The organism is Aeromonas sp. V90_14, from assembly GCF_029967615.1.
GTDB lineage: Bacteria > Pseudomonadota > Gammaproteobacteria > Enterobacterales > Aeromonadaceae > Aeromonas > Aeromonas hydrophila.
In genome coordinates this window covers 148811-166550 of sequence record NZ_JASCAS010000007.1, presented here as the reverse complement: position 1 = coordinate 166550, position 17740 = coordinate 148811, and the positions used below count along the sequence as shown (strand labels likewise).

General features: G+C 58.3%; 13 protein-coding genes and 1 pseudogene. 1 reads left to right on the top strand and 13 read right to left on the bottom strand.

The window, feature by feature from the left end; genetic code table 11:
* Positions 1 to 349 precede the first annotated feature (349 nt).
* Positions 350 to 3217: a hypothetical protein gene (locus QLG02_RS07670; protein ID WP_282464903.1), complete on the top strand. Its 2868-nt coding sequence runs from the start codon at positions 350 to 352 to the stop codon at positions 3215 to 3217.
* Between the two features lie 141 nt (positions 3218 to 3358).
* On the opposite strand, the gene QLG02_RS07665 is transcribed toward QLG02_RS07670, so the two are convergent.
* The 13 genes and pseudogenes from QLG02_RS07665 to QLG02_RS07605 all read right to left on the bottom strand — a co-directional run bounded on the left by QLG02_RS07665 (position 3359) and on the right by QLG02_RS07605 (position 17647).
* Complete coding sequence (locus tag QLG02_RS07665) at positions 3359 to 4489, bottom strand: cupin domain-containing protein (protein WP_011705314.1); 1131 nt, start codon at positions 4487 to 4489, stop codon at positions 3359 to 3361.
* 165 nt (positions 4490 to 4654) lie between these two features.
* The gene (gene purB, locus QLG02_RS07660; RefSeq protein ID WP_282464902.1) at positions 4655 to 6025 is read right to left on the bottom strand and encodes an adenylosuccinate lyase; all 1371 of its coding nucleotides are present in this window, start codon (positions 6023 to 6025) and stop codon (positions 4655 to 4657) included.
* A gap of 127 nt (positions 6026 to 6152) precedes the next feature.
* Complete coding sequence (gene hflD / locus QLG02_RS07655; RefSeq protein WP_005334622.1) at positions 6153 to 6767, bottom strand: high frequency lysogenization protein HflD; 615 nt, start codon at positions 6765 to 6767, stop codon at positions 6153 to 6155.
* A 211-nt stretch (positions 6768 to 6978) separates the two neighbouring features.
* Positions 6979 to 8085, bottom strand: a complete 1107-nt coding sequence (mnmA, locus tag QLG02_RS07650; protein WP_011705316.1) for a tRNA 2-thiouridine(34) synthase MnmA — start codon at positions 8083 to 8085, stop codon at positions 6979 to 6981.
* 303 nt (positions 8086 to 8388) lie between these two features.
* Entirely contained in the window at positions 8389 to 8856 is a 468-nt protein-coding gene (locus tag QLG02_RS07645; RefSeq protein ID WP_044799537.1) for an NUDIX hydrolase, read from the bottom strand.
* A gap of 95 nt (positions 8857 to 8951) precedes the next feature.
* Positions 8952 to 9884 carry a 23S rRNA pseudouridine(2457) synthase RluE gene (gene rluE, locus QLG02_RS07640; RefSeq protein ID WP_282464901.1) on the bottom strand — a complete coding sequence of 311 codons (933 nt, stop codon included), beginning with the start codon at positions 9882 to 9884 and terminating at the stop codon, positions 8952 to 8954.
* 77 nt (positions 9885 to 9961) lie between these two features.
* The gene (locus QLG02_RS07635; RefSeq protein WP_282464900.1) at positions 9962 to 10729 is read right to left on the bottom strand and encodes a PTS sugar transporter subunit IIA; all 768 of its coding nucleotides are present in this window, start codon (positions 10727 to 10729) and stop codon (positions 9962 to 9964) included.
* The gene (locus QLG02_RS07630; RefSeq protein ID WP_017409976.1) at positions 10730 to 11035 is read right to left on the bottom strand and encodes a PTS fructose transporter subunit IIB; all 306 of its coding nucleotides are present in this window, start codon (positions 11033 to 11035) and stop codon (positions 10730 to 10732) included.
* A gap of 310 nt (positions 11036 to 11345) precedes the next feature.
* Positions 11346 to 12752: a hexose-6-phosphate:phosphate antiporter gene (gene uhpT, locus QLG02_RS07625; RefSeq protein WP_043124246.1), complete on the bottom strand. Its 1407-nt coding sequence runs from the start codon at positions 12750 to 12752 to the stop codon at positions 11346 to 11348.
* 416 nt (positions 12753 to 13168) lie between these two features.
* A complete protein-coding gene (locus QLG02_RS07620) occupies positions 13169 to 15076 on the bottom strand; it encodes a fructose-specific PTS transporter subunit EIIC (RefSeq protein ID WP_282464899.1) in 1908 nt (635 codons plus the stop codon).
* Between the two features lie 634 nt (positions 15077 to 15710).
* The gene (locus tag QLG02_RS07615; protein WP_282464898.1) at positions 15711 to 16502 is read right to left on the bottom strand and encodes a hypothetical protein; all 792 of its coding nucleotides are present in this window, start codon (positions 16500 to 16502) and stop codon (positions 15711 to 15713) included.
* A gap of 333 nt (positions 16503 to 16835) precedes the next feature.
* A pseudogene (locus tag QLG02_RS07610) lies at positions 16836 to 17328 on the bottom strand (GNAT family N-acetyltransferase).
* A 55-nt stretch (positions 17329 to 17383) separates the two neighbouring features.
* A complete protein-coding gene (locus tag QLG02_RS07605) occupies positions 17384 to 17647 on the bottom strand; it encodes a hypothetical protein (protein WP_016350086.1) in 264 nt (87 codons plus the stop codon).
* Positions 17648 to 17740 lie beyond the last annotated feature (93 nt).

Below are 17740 nucleotides of genomic sequence, written 5' to 3'. Positions count from 1 at the left end.
AAATTTTTTATCGGAAAGATCTGTTTTTGTCTAACGGGTAACATTTTTTGGTTTGACCTCATTATTGATGTTTGACTCAAATGAGGATGTAAAGGTAGGTTGTTGAATATATAAACAAGGAAGCCTGGTGCGATTGCCATGGCTTTAATTATTCATACCCACCCTTGTCTTATATATCGATAGAGTTACTCTCGTTTGCATATCAATAATGCTGACGCGGTAACCTGTCTTCATATTACAGCCAAAAACAACCACCATATGCTCGGTCATGATGATATGGCCTGCCCAGCTATTGCCTGAAAATATCGGGCAATCTGGAATAAATTGAGCACTGATAGGGATACATCATATGAAAAAACTCTCAGCAATAATCCATCGTGAAGTTTCACAAGGACGTCGTGATTTTCTGACGTTTTCCTCCATGTCGCTGATTGGTCTGGCAGCTGGCAGCGTTTTTCCTGCCCCGGTGAAGGCTGCCATTGCTGTCTTGGACAGTGGCAATTTTTCTGAACTGGATGCGATCAATTTTTACGTGATGGCGTCTAACCAGCCCGCCGTTGATTCAAATTGGGTCAACTTTGTACAAGAAACCGATGAAGCGCAATATCTTGCCCAGGTGATGTTTCAAGAGTTGATGAAGTACGAATTCCAGTATCAGAACAGCTCATTAAGCGAAGCATTGGGCCCTGGCATGAAGCCTAATAATAATGTGCTGACAATGAGTGATGGCATCAGCTCGGTCAATGCTATTTACAGCAGCAATCGACGCTATTTTACCGATAATATGGTTGAGTACGTGAGTGGCCTGTTACAGAACTCATATAGCAAGCAAACCAATGTCACAGTAGCTGACCGGAAGCTGTATAACTCCTGGGATATGGTGAAGGTAAATGCGAATATCAAGCAAGCAGAAAAGGGGGCGCAGTTTAAGGAGATTATCGATCAGCTATACTCTGTTGCCACCCATTATTGTCAAAATGGAAAGTTAACCGCCTACAAAGCAGGGGGGGAAAGTTGGGCTCGTCAACTTATCGAACACTACTCCAAGAATGAGGTATTAGACGAACTTATCAGTTCTTTTAAAGTTCAGGAGTATCTGGGGTCAGGCTCATCGTTTGAAAAGGCGATGTGGAAAGTGTACAACACCATCAATAAAGTAAGAGCGCTCAATATTTCATCCGGTCGTCGCATCACCGAAGATGAGCTGAAAAAATTTGAACGTACCATGGCGGGATCTGTTTACAGCGGGTTTGCCATGAACATGAGCTGGGGTCAGCAAAGCGAGAAATACACAGTCCTGGCCAACCGGAGGAATTTCGATGATGTGGTGACCTTGCTGAGAAATGAAAGCGGTACGCAGCGCACCTTCTGGAACAATTTCTTCAACCAAAATAGCCCGGATAGCTTCTGGAATGAACTGAATAATCTGAACCTGAGAACGAGCACCTTGCAGGATGAGGGGGCCCGGCAGCGTATTCTTCAACGATATCCTGCTCTGGCAGGGACGGCGGGCAGTATGGCTCCCACAGCCTTCTCCGGTGTGGCTCTCGCGGCCTTCCCCATAGATTCATTCCTTTCCGTGTTCACCTTGTTGCTGGGGGTGGGCAACTTTACCTGGTTGACGGCCACCGATCGGGAGGAATGGAGCAACCCTGTTCCTTTGATGGAGTTGGGGGCAGCCCTGTTTGATGTGACCTTGAATCTGATCCAGCTCGGTCGGTTCCTTGATAAAGTGACCATGTTTATTTATGGCAATGGTGAAGGCATCATCAATAGCATCGCCATCAATATGGGGAAATTCAGTCAATTCTTGAGCAACCTTACCGCCAAAGGCCAGCATCTCACGAATGTGCTAGAGCGGCAGATCGCCAGCAAGATGTTTCTCGCCACGCAAAATATCACTCGGGTTATCAATATATGTTTTGTTGGCTTGGCGGCACTGGGGGCGGCCCTGGCCGCGTATAACCTGTATCAGGCTGTCGAGGGCGGCGATATTGGGGATATTATATTTGCGGCAATCAATATGTTGGTCGCCACGGTGGCGTTGGGGGTCGCCATTGCCTCTTTTATGGGGTTTGCCATTGCCGGCCCCTTGGGTATCATTGTCGCGGTGATAGGCATAGTGGTGGCCATTGCCCAGTGGATCTACACCTTACTTAAAAAAGAAGAGGTCAAACCTACCCCGATCGCCAGATATACCAACGAATATATTAAGCCACGGGGGCTTGAGTATGAAGACCTTGGTGCATATATTTGCCGGGTGTCCAGTTACTGGAAGCGTACTCTGGTGTGCGCATTCGATGCAAGGACCATGAATACCGATTGGGATTATGTCCCAAGTATCGCTGATCATGATAATCCGATTTATACTCAGCCAGGGGCTCTGGTAACCTCGCCGAGAAATGGCAGGATTTATAACTTTGCCAATATTCAGAAGCCAGGTTACGGAAATATATCTAATTTCTTCACTGCGGGAGCCACCACACCGATCAGTAACTGGCGGCCAGGGAGTGATTTGCAGACCTGCTTGCATGCCGTTGAGAGTCAGGCAAGCAATAATAGTCGCGCTGCTATATTTGTGGCACTGGGAAACAACTCAAGCTTTTCACGCGCGTTCTTGACGTCTCACCTGGAAGATGCCCCGACAAACAGCAATGAGCTGACGAGTCAATTAAATCTGGAGTGGCAAGAATATCCGCTGGATGTGGTTGCCATCAATGGCCTTGATGAGACCATGTTCCTTATCTTCACTACCCGACATATCTATCAAGTGAAAGGTGGTGTAGCGCGCAGGATAATCTCTGACTTTGTCGGTCAGCGCGATGCACCGATAACCTATGGCCTGAATGCCCTGGCACTCGGTACCAACGTGAATTTGATCTATCGGTTAAATGGTCTGCAGGCTCCCGAGACCCGCTACCATTATCTGCTGACCCGGGATGACAATGGTGACTATACCCGTATGAAATTACTGCGGACCATCAATAATCCCCTGTCCTCAGACTCGCCGATTGTTGGCAGGTTGTTCAAGAAAACCAGCGATCTGGTTTCGCGGATGGACTTTATGTACCACGATGGCAAAAGTGGCTATGCCCGCTATGGCGCAATTATGAGTAAGACTGATGATGCCTCATTGTCATTGTACAACGGGGTTGAGTTTCAGGTGCCGGACAATGGATTCCGATCCTTCTACAAGAATGCGTTTATTCCGAAATAGCGGAGGTGACGCCCTTGTCCATCGCTTGGCCAAGAGTCGTCATTATTGAACCGGCCCATGTACGAAAACCAGGTACATCCAAATAAGTTGCAAATAACAAAAAGGCGCCCTTGGGCGCCTTTTTTATCTCTGTCCGTCAGCTCAGCTGAAGAACCAGTAACCGCGGTTGACCAGTCGGGTCAGCAGCTGCAGGAAGCCGGCCTGATCGGCAAGCTCCACCATGTCGGCCTGGGTGACCATGTCCTTGTCGCACAAGAGCGAAATGGCTGCCGCATCTTCGCTCTGCAGCGTCCAGGCTTCGCCGTCGATGTAGCACTGCTGGCTCTCGCCGCTGAACCAGACGGTGCGCAGGCCTGGCACCTTGATGGCGGGCTCGCCCTGGGTCAGCAGGTCGGCCACTTCCTCGGCGCTGTAGTCCGGCTCCACCGGATTGACGTCCAGATCGTGCTTGGCCTCGGAGATCATGGTGCCGAACCACTCCTTGAACAGGGTCTCGTCATCGAGGGCCTGCTGCATCAGCTCGCGCAGACGGTGCAGCTCGTGGGGCTGGATCTCGCCGTGACGGGCGCGAGGCTTGAGGTCGGCATCGCCGTAACGCTCGGTGCGCACCTCGTTGTCGATCAGGTGATCGGCAAAGGAGGAGATAAGCGCCTTGGCATCCGGTGCGCGGAAGCCCACCGAGAAGTTCAGAGAGGGCTCGATGGCGTAGCCCTCGTGGGGGAATCCAGGCGGGATGTAGAGGATATCGCCCGGCTCCATGATGACGTCGATGATCGCTTCGAACGGCTCGCAGTGCAGCAGGGCCGCGTGGGCGGCGAACTCGTTCAAGGGCTTGGCATCGCCGACGCGCCAGTGGCGTTTGCCTTGGCCCTGAGTGATGAACACATCGTAGTTGTCGATGTGGGGGCCGACGCCGCCGTGAGGGGTGGAGAAGCTCACCATCACGTCGTCAAAACGCCAGCCCGGAATGAACTGGAACGGCAGCGCCAGCTCGTTGACCTCGGGAGCCCAGTGGTTGCAGGCCTGCACCAGCACGGTCCAGTTCTCTTCACCCAGATGATCGTAGGATTCGAAGGGGCCGTGAGCCGCCTCCCACTTGTTGTTGAAACGGGTGACCAGGCGCGATTCAATCACCTCTTCCATGGCCAGACCCGCCAGCTCGTCCGGGCTGATGGGATCCTGAAAGTCGGTGAAGCCGCCCTTGATGAGCAGTGGGCGCTTCTGCCAGTAGTGCTCGAGGAAGTGAGCGATATCCAGATTGAGTTGGTACATAGATCTTCTCGTCAAAGGGTTCGACAAAGGTCAGGAGAGGTCTTGCCGGAGGCGGTGGCTGGCCTCAGGCAAGACCTCTTGCAAAGGGTGTATAGGGTGCCACATAAAATAACCGGGGCCCTGTTGCAGATCATGCACAGGGCCCCGGTGGTGTCACTTATCCGCTTATTTCAGCAGATCGACCAGACGCTGGGCGTCGCCGATGTAGTTGGCCGGGGTCAGCTTCTTCAGCTCGACCTTGACCGCTTCCGGCAACTCCAGGGTGTCGATAAAGGTACGCATCCCTTCGGCATCGACGCGGCGGCCACGGGTCAGCTCTTTGAGCTTCTCGTAGGGCTTCTCGATGCCGTAACGGCGCATCACTGTCTGGATCGGCTCGGCCAGCACTTCCCAGTTGGCATCCAGATCGGCAGCCATGGCGGCGTCGTTGGCTTCCAGCTTGGAGATACCCTTGAGGGTCGCCTGATAGGCAATCAGGGAGTAGCCAACCGCCACCCCCAGGTTGCGCAGCACGGTCGAGTCGGTGAGATCACGCTGCCAGCGGGAGATAGGCAGCTTAGCTGCCAGATGCTGGAACACGGCGTTGGCCAGACCCAGATTGCCTTCGGAGTTCTCGAAGTCGATGGGGTTGACCTTGTGCGGCATGGTGGAGGAGCCGATTTCGCCGGCGATGGTGCGCTGCTTGAAGTGGCCCAGAGAGATGTAGCCCCACACGTCGCGATCGAAGTCGATCAGGATGGTGTTGAAGCGGGCCATGGCGTCGAACAGCTCGGCGATGTAGTCGTGCGGCTCGATCTGGGTGGTGTAGGGGTTCCAGGTCAGGCCGAGAGAAGTCACAAACTCCTCGGAGAACTGGTGCCAATCCACATCCGGGTAAGCGCTGATGTGGGCGTTGTAGTTGCCGACTGCGCCGTTGATCTTGCCGAGGATCTCCACCGCCATGATCTGCTTGTACTGGCGCTCCAACCGGTAGGCGACGTTGGCCATCTCCTTGCCCATGGTGCTCGGGGTGGCCGGCTGACCGTGGGTACGGGAGAGCAGCGGCATGTCGCGGTACTCAACGGCCAGGCGCTTGAGCTCGGAAATCAGCTTCTCGCAATAAGGCTTGATGACCTCTTCGCGGGCGGTTTTCAGCATCAGGCCGTGGGAGTTGTTGTTGATGTCTTCCGAGGTGCAGGCGAAGTGGATGAACTCAGCGATGGCGGCCAGCTCCGGGTTCACTTCGACTTTCTCTTTGAGGAAGTACTCCACCGCTTTCACATCATGGTTGGTGGTGCGCTCGATCTGTTTGATGCGGGCGGCATCCTGCTCGTTGAAGCTCTGGACTATGTCGTCGAGCAGGGCACTGGCGGCCGCGCTCAGGGCAGGGACTTCCGGGATCCCGGCGTGGCTGGCCAGTTTTTGCAACCAGCGCACCTCGACTTCGACGCGAAAACGCAGCAGGCCGAATTCGGAGAAGATAGGGCGCAGGGCATCGGCCTTGTCGCCATAACGACCGTCAATCGGGGAAACAGCAGTCAGCGCGGACAGCTCCATGGGGTGAACTCCTGATGATTGGTGTGGGGGATCCGTATCCACTCGCGCGTGGGCCCGGGTCGTCAGCAAGGGGGATGTGCGGCTGCCCGCCTTGCTGTCGTCCCTCGGCCCGCGCGCGAGCCGATGATTAGTAACGTTTGGCCAGCTCCACCATCTTCTTGCGAGCGAAGATGATCTGGGTGCGGCTGCCGCCGAGCTGACGCCACAGTACGCAGGCCCGGATGCCGGCCAGCAGCAGGGCGCGCACCTTGTGCTGCACCAGCGGCTGCTGCAGGAACAGCGGGGTACCCGCCACCTGAATGCGCGGCCCGATGGGGCTGATGAGATCGCTGTAGATGCTCGCCATGTTGGCCAGGATCTGCTCGTCGAGCAGATCGAAGTGCTGTTGTTGGCGGCCAATCTGGCTGATCCGCTCACCCAGCATGTTGAGGATGTCCTTGCGCTTGGCCAGCTTGCGCTCCAGCGCGATCAGGCTCACCACGTAGCGGGTCAGCTCGGCATTCTTCTGGCTGCCGTCGGCGCCCAGCTGCTCGACCAGCGCACGGTAGCCGTCGCGAATGGCCAGATGGGTGTTGTTGAACACCTCGAGCGGCTGGCTCGGGTTGGTCACCAGAATGCTGGAGAGGCTCTCGCGCAGGGCCGCCTCGTCGCAGCTGCCGTCACGGGCCACCTTCTGCACCAGATAGGCGGCCTGGCAGATGCCGGCAAAGGCCATGGTTCTGTCTTGGAATTTGTCGCTCATATCTTCACAGCCCTGTTCTGTTCATTCACCGGCCGATGCCATGAGCCGGCCTGGAAGTTGCCAATCATGTATCGCTGCCTTGTGCTGTTTTGTCTTTGTCCCCTCTCCCTCAGGGAGAGGGTCAGGGTGAGGGTGGTTACCCCTCATCCCCAACCCTTCTCCCTCGAGGGGAGAAGGGAGTACAGCGCGGACGCTCGTGAGCGCCCAGCCCTTAGACCGGATGGCTGAAACGTTGTTCGATGATGCCGCCGCCCAGACACACTTCCCCGTCGTAGAAGACGGCGGACTGACCCGGGGTGACCGCAGCCTGCTTCTCGTCGAAGATGACCCGGATGGTTTCATCGTCGATGGGCTGGATCAGGCAGGGGATATCTTCCTGCCGATAGCGGGTCTTGACGGTGCAGCGGCGCGGCGCGCGAATGGGGGTGCGATCCACCCAGTGCAGCTGGCTGGCGATCAGGCCATCGGAGTAGAGACGGGGATGCTCGCCCTGCGCCACCACCAGGGTGTTGCGTTCCACCTCTTTGTCGACCACGTACCAGGCCTCTTCGGTGGCGTCTTTGCGACCACCGATGCCAAGCCCTTTGCGCTGGCCCAGAGTGTGATACATCAGGCCCTGATGCTCGCCGATCACCTTGCCATCGACGGTTTCGATGGGGCCGGGCTGGGCGGGCAGGAACTTGGCCAGGAAATCCTTGAATTTGCGCTCACCGATAAAGCAGATGCCGGTGGAGTCTTTCTTCTTGGCGGTGATGAGATCGAGCTGCTCGGCGATGCGGCGCACCTCGGGTTTTTCAAGATCGCCGACCGGGAACAGGCTCTGACCCACCTGAGCTTCGCTCAGGGTGTAGAGGAAGTAGCTCTGATCCTTGTTGGTATCCAGACCGCGCAGCAGGCGCGGGCGGCCGGTGCTGTCGTCACGGCGCACATAGTGGCCGGTGGCGATGTAGGTGGCCCCCAGCTCTTCGGCGGCAAACTCCAGGAACGCCTTGAACTTGATCTCCTTGTTGCACAGGATATCCGGGTTCGGCGTACGGCCGGCCTTGTACTCTTCGAGGAAGTGCTCGAACACGTTGTCCCAGTACTCGGCGGCGAAGTTGATGGTGTGGAGTTTCATCCCCAGCTTGTCGCAGACGGCCTTGGCATCAGCCAAATCCTGGGCGGCAGAGCAGTACTCGTCCGTGTCGTCTTCTTCCCAGTTCTTCATGAACAAGCCTTCGACCTGATAGCCCTGCTGCTGGAGCAGGTAGGCCGAGACGGAAGAATCCACGCCGCCGGACATGCCGACGATCACCTTGATTTGGCTGTTGTCTGTCATTAGTCGAAGTTACCAGTTCGTTTAAACGGGGCGTATTCTACCAGAGTTTTGCGCCCCCGGTCACATATCCATGCCGCCGTTCCCATCAGGAACCCGGCAACAGGAAATCGTTTTTCTATTTGTCGGCGCCATGATGAAAAAGTGGCGCCAAACGGTCCCGTGTAGCCTGTTCACGATCTGTCACGAGAGGCCGTCAGCAAGGTAAAGAGCAGCGCAGGAACCGGAACGTATAGATATACGTGAGGATTCCGAGCAGCACATGAGCCTTGATCACGGTCTCGCAGTAAGAGCGTGGGCAGGCTCTCAGATAAAGGCTTTGAGGGCCGACAGTGGCAGCCTGGTGCCGGCCAGATAGTCCTGAATGCACTGCCACACCAGGGGGCTGCGCAGGGCCGGTTTGCACTCGGCGATCTCCGCCAGGGTGAGCCAGTGGCAGGCCAGCACGTCGCCGTCAGGATCCTCTGGATGGTGCTGACCCGGCGCCTTTTCAAGGTCGAAGATGACGGCGGTGCGCACAAAGGTGGCCTCGCTGTCCGCCGGCTTGTAGAGATAGACCCCGAGCCAGCCGGTGGGAGCGGCGGTGAGCCCGGTCTCCTCCTTCAGCTCGCGGCAGGCCGCCTGGATGAGATCTTCCCCCGGCTCCACATGGCCGGCGGGCTGGTTGAAGCGGCGCTGGCCCTTGATCTCCTCTTCCACCAGCAGGAAGCGGCCCTGCCAGTGTACCAGGGCGGCCACGGTGAGGCGGGTGGGCAGCGGTGGGTGATCGCTCATAGGGACTCCTTGTCTGGTTGGCTGTGCCCCGGCGGGGTGCTGGATTCAAGTGTGCTGTTCAGGTGACGGCACGCTGGTCAAATCGCTTACGCGTATTATTCCGACGGCTTGCTGCGAGCCGGGCGACGGGCGGTGCCGCGTCCGCCGCTGCGATGGCCGGGGCGCGGCTCGGCCTCACGGCTGCCCCGCCCTTGGCCGGGTACCTGCTCTTGGCCCTGATGCTGGGGGCGGCGAGCCGCTCGCGGTGCTGCCCCTTGCGGCTTGGCGAATGTTCGTGCTTTCCCTTGCGTGGCAGCTGGCCGTGGCGCCGCTGCCAGTTCGGGGGCGGGCAGGGCGCGGCTCTCCCCCGGTGCCAGCGCGTCGAGGGTCCACTCGCCGATGGCGTAGCGGATAAGGCGCAGGGTGGGGTGACCGATGTGGGCGGTCATCCGCCGCACCTGGCGGTTACGCCCCTCCACTATCTTGATCTCCAGCCAGCAGGTGGGGATCTCCTTGCGCTCGCGAATGGGCGGGTTGCGTGGCCACACGGCAGGTTCATCCATGATGCGCGCCCCGGCGGGCAGGGTCATGCCGTCGTTGAGCTCCACACCGGCGCGCAGGGCGGCCAGTTTCTCCTCGCTCGGGATGCCTTCTACCTGTACCCAATAAGTCTTGGGGGTCTTCTCTCCTGGCTGGGTAAGGCGCGCCTGCAGCTTTCCGTCGTTGGTGAGCAGCAACAACCCCTCGCTGTCGCGGTCGAGCCGGCCCGCGGCATAAATGCCGGGCTCGGTGATGTAATCCTTGAGGGTCTCGCGACCCGCCTCGTCGGTGAACTGACAGAGCACCATATAGGGCTTGTTCAACAGCAGCAGCTTGCGATCGGCCGGGGCGGGGGCCGGTTTGCGCTCGCCCTCCTTGTCTCTCATGGCGTGTTGCACTTCCCGGCGTTGGGATGGGCGTGCCGTGGTGGCGGGCCCGCTAGCCGAACGTTTGGCGTCAGGACGGGCGGAGAGGGAGAGACGGGGGCGGGCTGATTTCATCGCATGCATACCAAAAACAGGGGAAGGGCGAGTGTACCACAGGGGGCTGTCGCGGGCATGAACGACGGGGACGGGAGGCCAGCCGCTCAGCCGAGCAGGCCGTCGATGACGATGGCCTGACGGGCGGGGGCGGAGCCGGCGTGCAGCAATGCGGTGCCTACCTGCTCGTCCATCAGTGCGCGGGCCAGCCGGGTGAGGGGGCGCAACTGCTCGGGAGCCAGGCCGGCGGGCACTGCCAGCAAAATCAGGGTTTGCACCGGCCCGAGTGCGGAGCCCCACTCGATGGGCTCGCTGCTGCTGAGCAGCGAGAGCGCGGGGCGGCGGATGGCGGGGCAGATGACATGGGGCATGGCGAGCCCGGGCCGGATGATGGTGGCGGCCAGCTGCTCGCGCGCGGCGATGGCCTGATCCAGCATGGGCCTGTCGCTTATCAGCGCAGCGGGCAGCAGATCCACCAGCACCGCCAGTGCCTGGGCCTTGTCGAGGGGCGCCGTGGCATGGCCGAGCTGAGCCAGGGTGAAGCAATAGTCGGGCAGTGCCTGGCCGAGGCGCTGTTCGGCCAGGGCGGCGCTGCCGGGGCGCCCCAGTGGCTGGCCCAGCTCCACGCACCAGCAGGTGAAGGCCATGTGGGCGAGCTCGGCATCCAGCCCCTCGATCAGCAGCAGACAGAGATCGCCGGGCTGGGTGGCCAGGGTGAGCAGGGAGAGCTGGTTGGTCGCCTCCACCGCCTGACGGCGGGTGACGTTGATGAACTGGATATGGGACTTGAACAGCCCGGCCAGCCGGCTCAACTGCTTGGCCTGGGTGATGGTGAGCCCCAGCCGGCAGTGAAAGGAGATCTCGCGGATCAGCATTCAGACGCCGGGGGCGGCGGTCTTGAGCACGGCCACCGCATCGAGCAGCACCGCCTCCAGCGCCACCTGGTGGATGGGGCAGCCGAGGAAGCGATCCTTCTGCTCAATCTCGATATCGGAGGCGATCAGCACCAGATCTGCGCCGGCGATGTCGCGGGCGGTGAGGATGTTCTCCAGCCCCATGGCCCCCTGGGTTTCGACCTTGATCTTGAGCCCCAGCTTGTCGGCGGCTTTTTGCAGCGCCTCGGCGGCCATGTAGGTGTGGGCGATGCCGGTGGGGCAGGCGGTGACGGCGAGGATCTTCATGGGCTCTCACGGCAAGTTCGGGTGGGGCAACAAGATAGCGCCAAGGGACGGCCTTGCCAAAGGGGCGAAGGCAAAAATGGGATCCCGACTGCGCTCTGCTGAAGGGATGGGCAAGGGGTGAGCGCTTTTGTGGCCCCAAAAGGGACAAGTGGGGAAACGGAGATAAAAAACGGCCCGCCAGAGGGCGGGCCGAATGCACACTACGGAGTGAAACCGTGCGACCGGGCAGTGACTGCCCGGTCTGCTTGGGCGGATGCCGGGGCTCAGGCGGACTGGGTCGCCAGTGTGGCGGCTTTCAGTTCGCGCTGGTTCAGACGGACTGGGTCGCCAAAGTGGCAGCTTTCAGTTCACGCTTGATGCGGCGGATCTTGCGTTCTTCGGCAACCGCGACGCAGGCCATCAGCACCAGACAGGCGGCGGCGGCCATGTCCAGCGCCGCGAAGGTGCCGGTCCAGCCGGTCAGGCCGAAGATGGGGGTGCCGTCGGCAATCATGCCCAGACCCAGCTTGGCGAAGCTGTCACCGATGAGGTAGGCGAAGGTGCCTTTGACGCCATCGGCCACGCTGATGCCCTGCTTGGGCACGAAGCCCACGGCGGCCACGCCGATCAGCAGCTGCGGACCGAACACCAGGAAGCCCAGCAGGAACAGGGAGCCCAGGAACATGAACTGGGTGGTGGCGTGCTGGTAGAGCCCCAGGGTCGCGATGATCAGCGCCAGCGCCACGCAGGCCACCAGACCACGGCGACCGTTGGCCAGATCCGAGAGGTAACCCCACATCAGGGTACCGACCAGGGCGCCCACTTCGAAGAAGGTAAAGCCCTGAATGGCGATTTCCTTGGAGAAGCCGAGCTCCTGGTGGGCATAGACGGTGGACCACTGGTCGATACCGATACGCACCACGTAGAGGAAGATATTGGCAAAGCAGAGCAGCCAGATCACCTTGTTCATCAGCACGTACTTGACGAAGATCTGCCACTTGGTCAGCTGCTGCTCTTCGGTGGCGATATCTTCTTCGCTGGCCACTTCGTCAAACAGCTCTTCCACCTTGCCCAGACCATAGGCTTCCGGCGAATCGCTACCAAAGCGCAGGCCGATGAAGCCGACGATCAGCGCGATGATGGAGGGGAAGATGAACATGCCGAGCACGTTGCCATCGAACAGGTAGTTGGCACCGAACAGCGCCACACCGGCCGCACCGGCGCCGCCCACGTTGTGGGAGAGGTTCCACATGCCGAGGTAGGTGCCGCGCTTGTTGCGGGGCGTCCACTTGGTGATGGTGGAGTAGCTGCAGGAGCCGCCACAGCTCTGGAAGAAACCGCTGGCCGCGTAGAAGAAGATCATCAGGTAGAGGCTGAAACCGGTGCCGCCCATGCTGGCACTGAAACCCAGCATGCAGAGGGAGGAGAGGATCAGCATCAGCGGCAGGAACTGCTTGGTGTTCTTGCCATCGGCATAGTAGGAGACGATGGTCTTGCCCACCCCATAGGTGATGGAGAAGCCAAGGCCGATCATGCCGAGCTCGGTCATGGAGAGACCGTACTCCTGGATCATGTCGTTCTGCGCAATGTTGAAGTTCTTGCGGATCAGATACATGGTCAGGTAACCGATGAACACAACCAGATAGGATTGCATAAACGGTTTGAACCAGAGCTTGCGCCGGGCTTCGACCGGCAGGTTCAGGGTGGGGACCCGGACCTGTTCGAGCAGTTTAAACATCTTCGTTCATCCTCTGCGAGATAGACGCTGTTTCCGCCGCGTTCCTCCCTTTTTGATTGGAGTTGAAGGTCACGCCACGGAAAGAACAACAGGAAGCGGGCGCGGTGCGCGACGAGCCCCTGTCGATTGAACCCATGCCCGTCCCTTGCGCCATGGCGCGGGTCGGGTAACGACATCAGGTAGCGTGACTTTAATGAGGCGCGCTGCAAATGGCGTGAGAGCCATCCCTAGGGGGGGTAGGAAAATTTCCTAGTTTGGCGGGATCCGGCCGCGAAGCGTGAAGAGGATCACAAGCCGGCATCGTACAGCAGAGGTGAACGGGCTCTCTCGAACCCGACAAAAGAGGAGGCCACCCGCAGGTGGCCTCGTCCGGTTTGTCATCAGTCCCGCAAGGGGGCGGCTTGGTTGGGCGGGGATCAGGCGGCCTTGGCCAGGGTCACCTCGTCACTCTTCTTGACCCGCAGTTTTTTCAGGGCAACCGCCACCACACCGGTGACGATGGCGCCGCAGATCATGCAGAGCAGCGCCAGCAGTGGCTTGTTGACGGCACCCAGCAGGGCCACGATGGGGCCACCGTGGGCGACGCTGTTGGTGATGCCAAACAGGAAGGCCATCACGGCGGCGGTCATGCTGCCCAGCACGTTGGCCGGGATGACGGCCAGCGGATCACGGGCGGCAAACGGAATCGCACCCTCCGAAATCCCCACCAGGCCCATGGCACCGGCGGCTTTGCCCGCTTCAATCTCGGTGGCATCGAAGATGCCGAGCTTGCGACCGAGCACGGTGGCCAGCGACATGCCAAGGGGGGCGGCCGGAATGGCGCAGGCCATGGCACCCATGAACTGGGTCTGGCCGGAGGCGATCATGCCCACCGAGAACAGGAAGGCCACCTTGTTGACCGGGCCACCCATGTCAAAGCCGGCCATGCCGCCCAGCACGATCCCCAGCAGCACTAGGCTGCCGCCGCTCATGGAGAGCAGCATGGCGTTCAGACCCGTCATCATGTCGGCAATGGGGGCGCCGATGATGAAGATGAAGACCGCAGCGATAAAGAGCGACCCGACGATGGGGGCGATCAGGATCGGCACCAGCGGCTGCACCATCTTGTGGTAGTGGCGGGTGGCAATCCAGCGCACCAGATAACCGACCAAGAGGCCCGCGATGATGGCACCGATAAAGCCGGTGCCGGCGTCGGCGCCGTAGAAGCTGCCGTTGTTGGCGATCCAGCCACCGATAAAGCCCGGTGCCAGCGCGGGTCTGTCACCGATGGCGTAGGCGATGTAGCCCGCCAGAATGGGGATCATCAGGGTGAAGGCGGCGACGCCCACGTTGAGGATCTGGTTCCACATGCTCCCTGCCGGGATCTGCATGCCGCTTGGGGTCGGATCGCCGCCGATGGCCAGAGCCAGGGCGATCAGCAGACCCCCGGTGACCACAAACGGGATCATGTGGGAGACGCCGTTCATCAGATAACGGTAGAGATCCGAGCTGCCGCCTGAGCTCTTCTCTTCGCTCTTGCGCTCATCCTTGTCCGCCACATAGGCGGGGGCCTTCAGTGCCTGCTCGATGAGGCCCTTGCCATCCTTGATGGGGGCTTTCACGCCGGTCTTGATGAGCGGCTTGCCGTTGAAGCGGGCCATGTCCACCTGCTTGTCGCAGGCCACCACGATGGCGCTGGCGCGGGCGATCTCGGCCGCAGTCGGGCTGTTCTTGACGCCGATGGAGCCGTTGGTCTCCACCTTCACCTCAAAGCCCAGCTCCTTGGCGGCGCGCTCCAGGGATTCCGCCGCCAGATAGGTGTGGGCGATGCCAGCCGGGCAGCCGGTGACGCCGATAATCAGCCCCTTGTCGGCGGCGGGCGCCGGGGCTGTTTCTTCTTTCTTCTCGAGCAGCAGAGCCAGCGCATCGGCCGGGGTCTTGGCTGCCAGCAGGGCATCGATAAAGCCCTCTTCGATCAGCTTGGCGGAGAGCTCGGCCAGCACCTCGATATGGTGGTTGGCGCCACCCGCCGGGGAGGCAATCATGAAGAAGAGCCGGGAGGGCTTGCCATCCTCGGCGCCGTATTCGATACCGGCGCGGCTGATGCCGATGGCTACCGCCGGGGTGCTGACCGCCGCGCTCTTGGCGTGGGGCAGGGCAACCCCCTCTTCAAAGCCGGTATTGTCCAGCGCTTCCCGGGCCCACAAGTCCTTGATGAACTGCTGCTCGTCGCTGACCTTGCCTTGGGCGACCAGCAAGCGGGTCATCTCGGTGAAGACCTCCTCCTTGCCCGTGGCCTTTAAATCGAGCGCGATCAGCTGCTCGTTGATAAGGGTGGTGATCATGGCGTTCTCCCTGCTCCTGGCCGGAGCCTGTTGGCATCTTTTCCTGGGCTAGCGCCCAGGACATGCAGACAAAAGTGACCCCACTATTATCCCGCCCGCAGGGCCGTGCACCTATCGGACAAAACTGCGAAATACTGGATTTTTGTGCGCAACCACCTCGAGTGTGACCTCGATCGCACAGCAGACCAGCTGACAAAATGGGTCTGGATTGAATCGATAAGTTATTTTTTATTTTTTAAAATCAGCGTCTTGGCGCTGATTCTTTCAACATGTTTTTATGATGGAGGGTGATGTTATCCGGCCAGGAATCGGTGTGAAACTGTAAATTTGTGAGGTAAAAAGAGGGTGCGGGGTGTGAGCTGTCGCACATAAATGGTGGTGATGGGGTGCTTGATAAGGGGAGGCCGGCGAGGGGAAGGGTGGATAAATGGGTCACGCCATAGGTGTCAGACAGCCCACCACAACGCACGGGTGAAAGCACAGGCATTGGCCCCGTAGGGTGCAATGAACGAAGTGAATTGCACCGCTTGTTTGGAGGCAGGAGAGGTAGAGGTGCAATGCGCTGCGCTTATTGCACCACTACCGAGTGGATGATGTGAATGTCCAAGTGCGATTGGATATTAAAATTTGCAAGCTAACTTTTGGCTATTGCTTCTGGAAGGTAAAGCCAGCGGACAAGAGGGCCTTTTCTGGAGGCAAAGCGAATCTTAATCCAGTCATCCTTTTGCTCGAGAATTTCTACTTTGTCGTTATGAATAAGATAGGCTTTGGTCTTTGATGTTTTTTCAGGTGATGAGTAGAGAGAGGCTTTCTCGGCTGTGACTGGCCAGAGAATTTTCTTGCCATCAAAGTCAATCGCAACTGTGTCCAGTTTCTCTCCCTTCTGATTAAATGTGTGCTCGTAAAAAGGGAAGGTATCAATCTCGGAGTTTTGGATCTGATACTCTGTTGTTTTATATAGCCAGAGTTCACCTTGGGCGTTATATCGGTAAGTGTCGTAATACCATACAGGGCCGGAGCGGCAAGAGCTAACCAAAGAAAGATCATCTAATCGAACTGCAAGGTTGTAGAGATCTTCGCAGGCAGATGTTGGTGCCTTTGAGTCTGCAATTTTTAGCTCTTTAAATGCAGTATTTACATGGTCATATAGGAATACATAAAAAATATTATTTACCATACCAAGATAGTTGGTAATGGCAATGTCCTTATAACCATCAAAGTTGAAGTCCTTTATTATAACATCAGACTCCAAGTTATCATCAATACATTTAAGTTGCTGCTTTTCTTTTTCTGCTGTTATCAAGTAAAAGCATTCACCCTCTTTTTTAATGTCTATTTTTACTCCGTCAATTATAAATGTGGAGTCTGCTCTTGCAGAGATGGAGAAGCATAGTAATAAAGTTGTGATGATGATAAATAATTTCATGTTGATTTATTCTGCCACTTGAATTTTTGTAAAGTGTTGCTTGCGTCGTTTATTTACTGTCTCGGAGCGTCTTAAATTGAGTTGAATAAAGAGGCGAAATTCCACGCTACCGACCGTGGATTACGGCCTCCAGCCTGCTGCGGTCATCCGGCGATGTGGTGGATGGCGAAACGGCTGCACAGATGTGTTTCTGCAAGAATGGTTGCCAAGTGGGCATCTTAACCAAGGTGATTGGGTAGCAAAACAGGAAGCTGATAAAAATCAGCCTCAGATCAACAAATTACTTAATAAGGAAGGGGGGTTGATTGGCCGCCACCTGCCGGCAGCAACGGGTTACTGGCCGCTATGGAGCGGGTTATTGGGTTCCAGCGCCAGCGAGAGCCGCAGCATATCCTTGTGCTGGATGCCGTGCTCCATCAGGGGCTCCGGATAGTGGATAAGGAAGTGATCCTTCACGACGGCATCGACGCGAAAGCCGTGGCGCTGGTAATAGGTGAGCTGGTGGCTGGTGGCCGAAGCTGCCGGTACCGAGCTCGACGCGGCATACCCCTTTCCCGGCCAGGCTGGTCAGTACGAAGCGCAGCAGGCCGGAGCCGATACCTTGCTGCTGGCGGTTGGGGGCTACGGCGATATTGAAGATCTCGGCTGTTTGCTCTCCCACCAGACCGACCACGCAGGCGCCCACTACCTCGTTGCCATTGTTGCCCGCCAGGGCGGCAAAGCCCCAGGCGCCGGGCAGATAGGCGGCAATGCGCTGCTCTGCGGGATCTGCCTCCAGCAGCAGCGCCAGCGGCAGTTGACCGGGATCCATCTCGACACACTTCATCTTTATTTCTCTGTTATCTCGCTCTGACTGTCCGGGGCACGCCGCCCTCTGGGCCTCAATATTCCAGAAATTTCTCGCCACAGCGCTCGCAGATCAGGTGCTTTACATGGGTGGCCTGGTAAGCCAGCGTTTCGCCAAACGCCCAGTTGGTAATGCTGCTGGAAGTAAAAGCTTGCCAGAAGGCTTTGCGCGGATCCTTGGGCATGATGTCCTGAGTGTGATCGCGGGCGACCAGCACCACGATATGGCGGGTGCGCTCCCGGCATTTGTCACAGCGATGGATTTCACTCGGTGGATTCTGGTCGTGCGGGTTGCTCATACAGGGGCTCGTGAAGAGAGTGGGCGCCCATCATATTCCTCTCCACTTGGCTCTCAATCTCTCCTTGCCAAGGCAGTGAGCAGGCTCACGTTT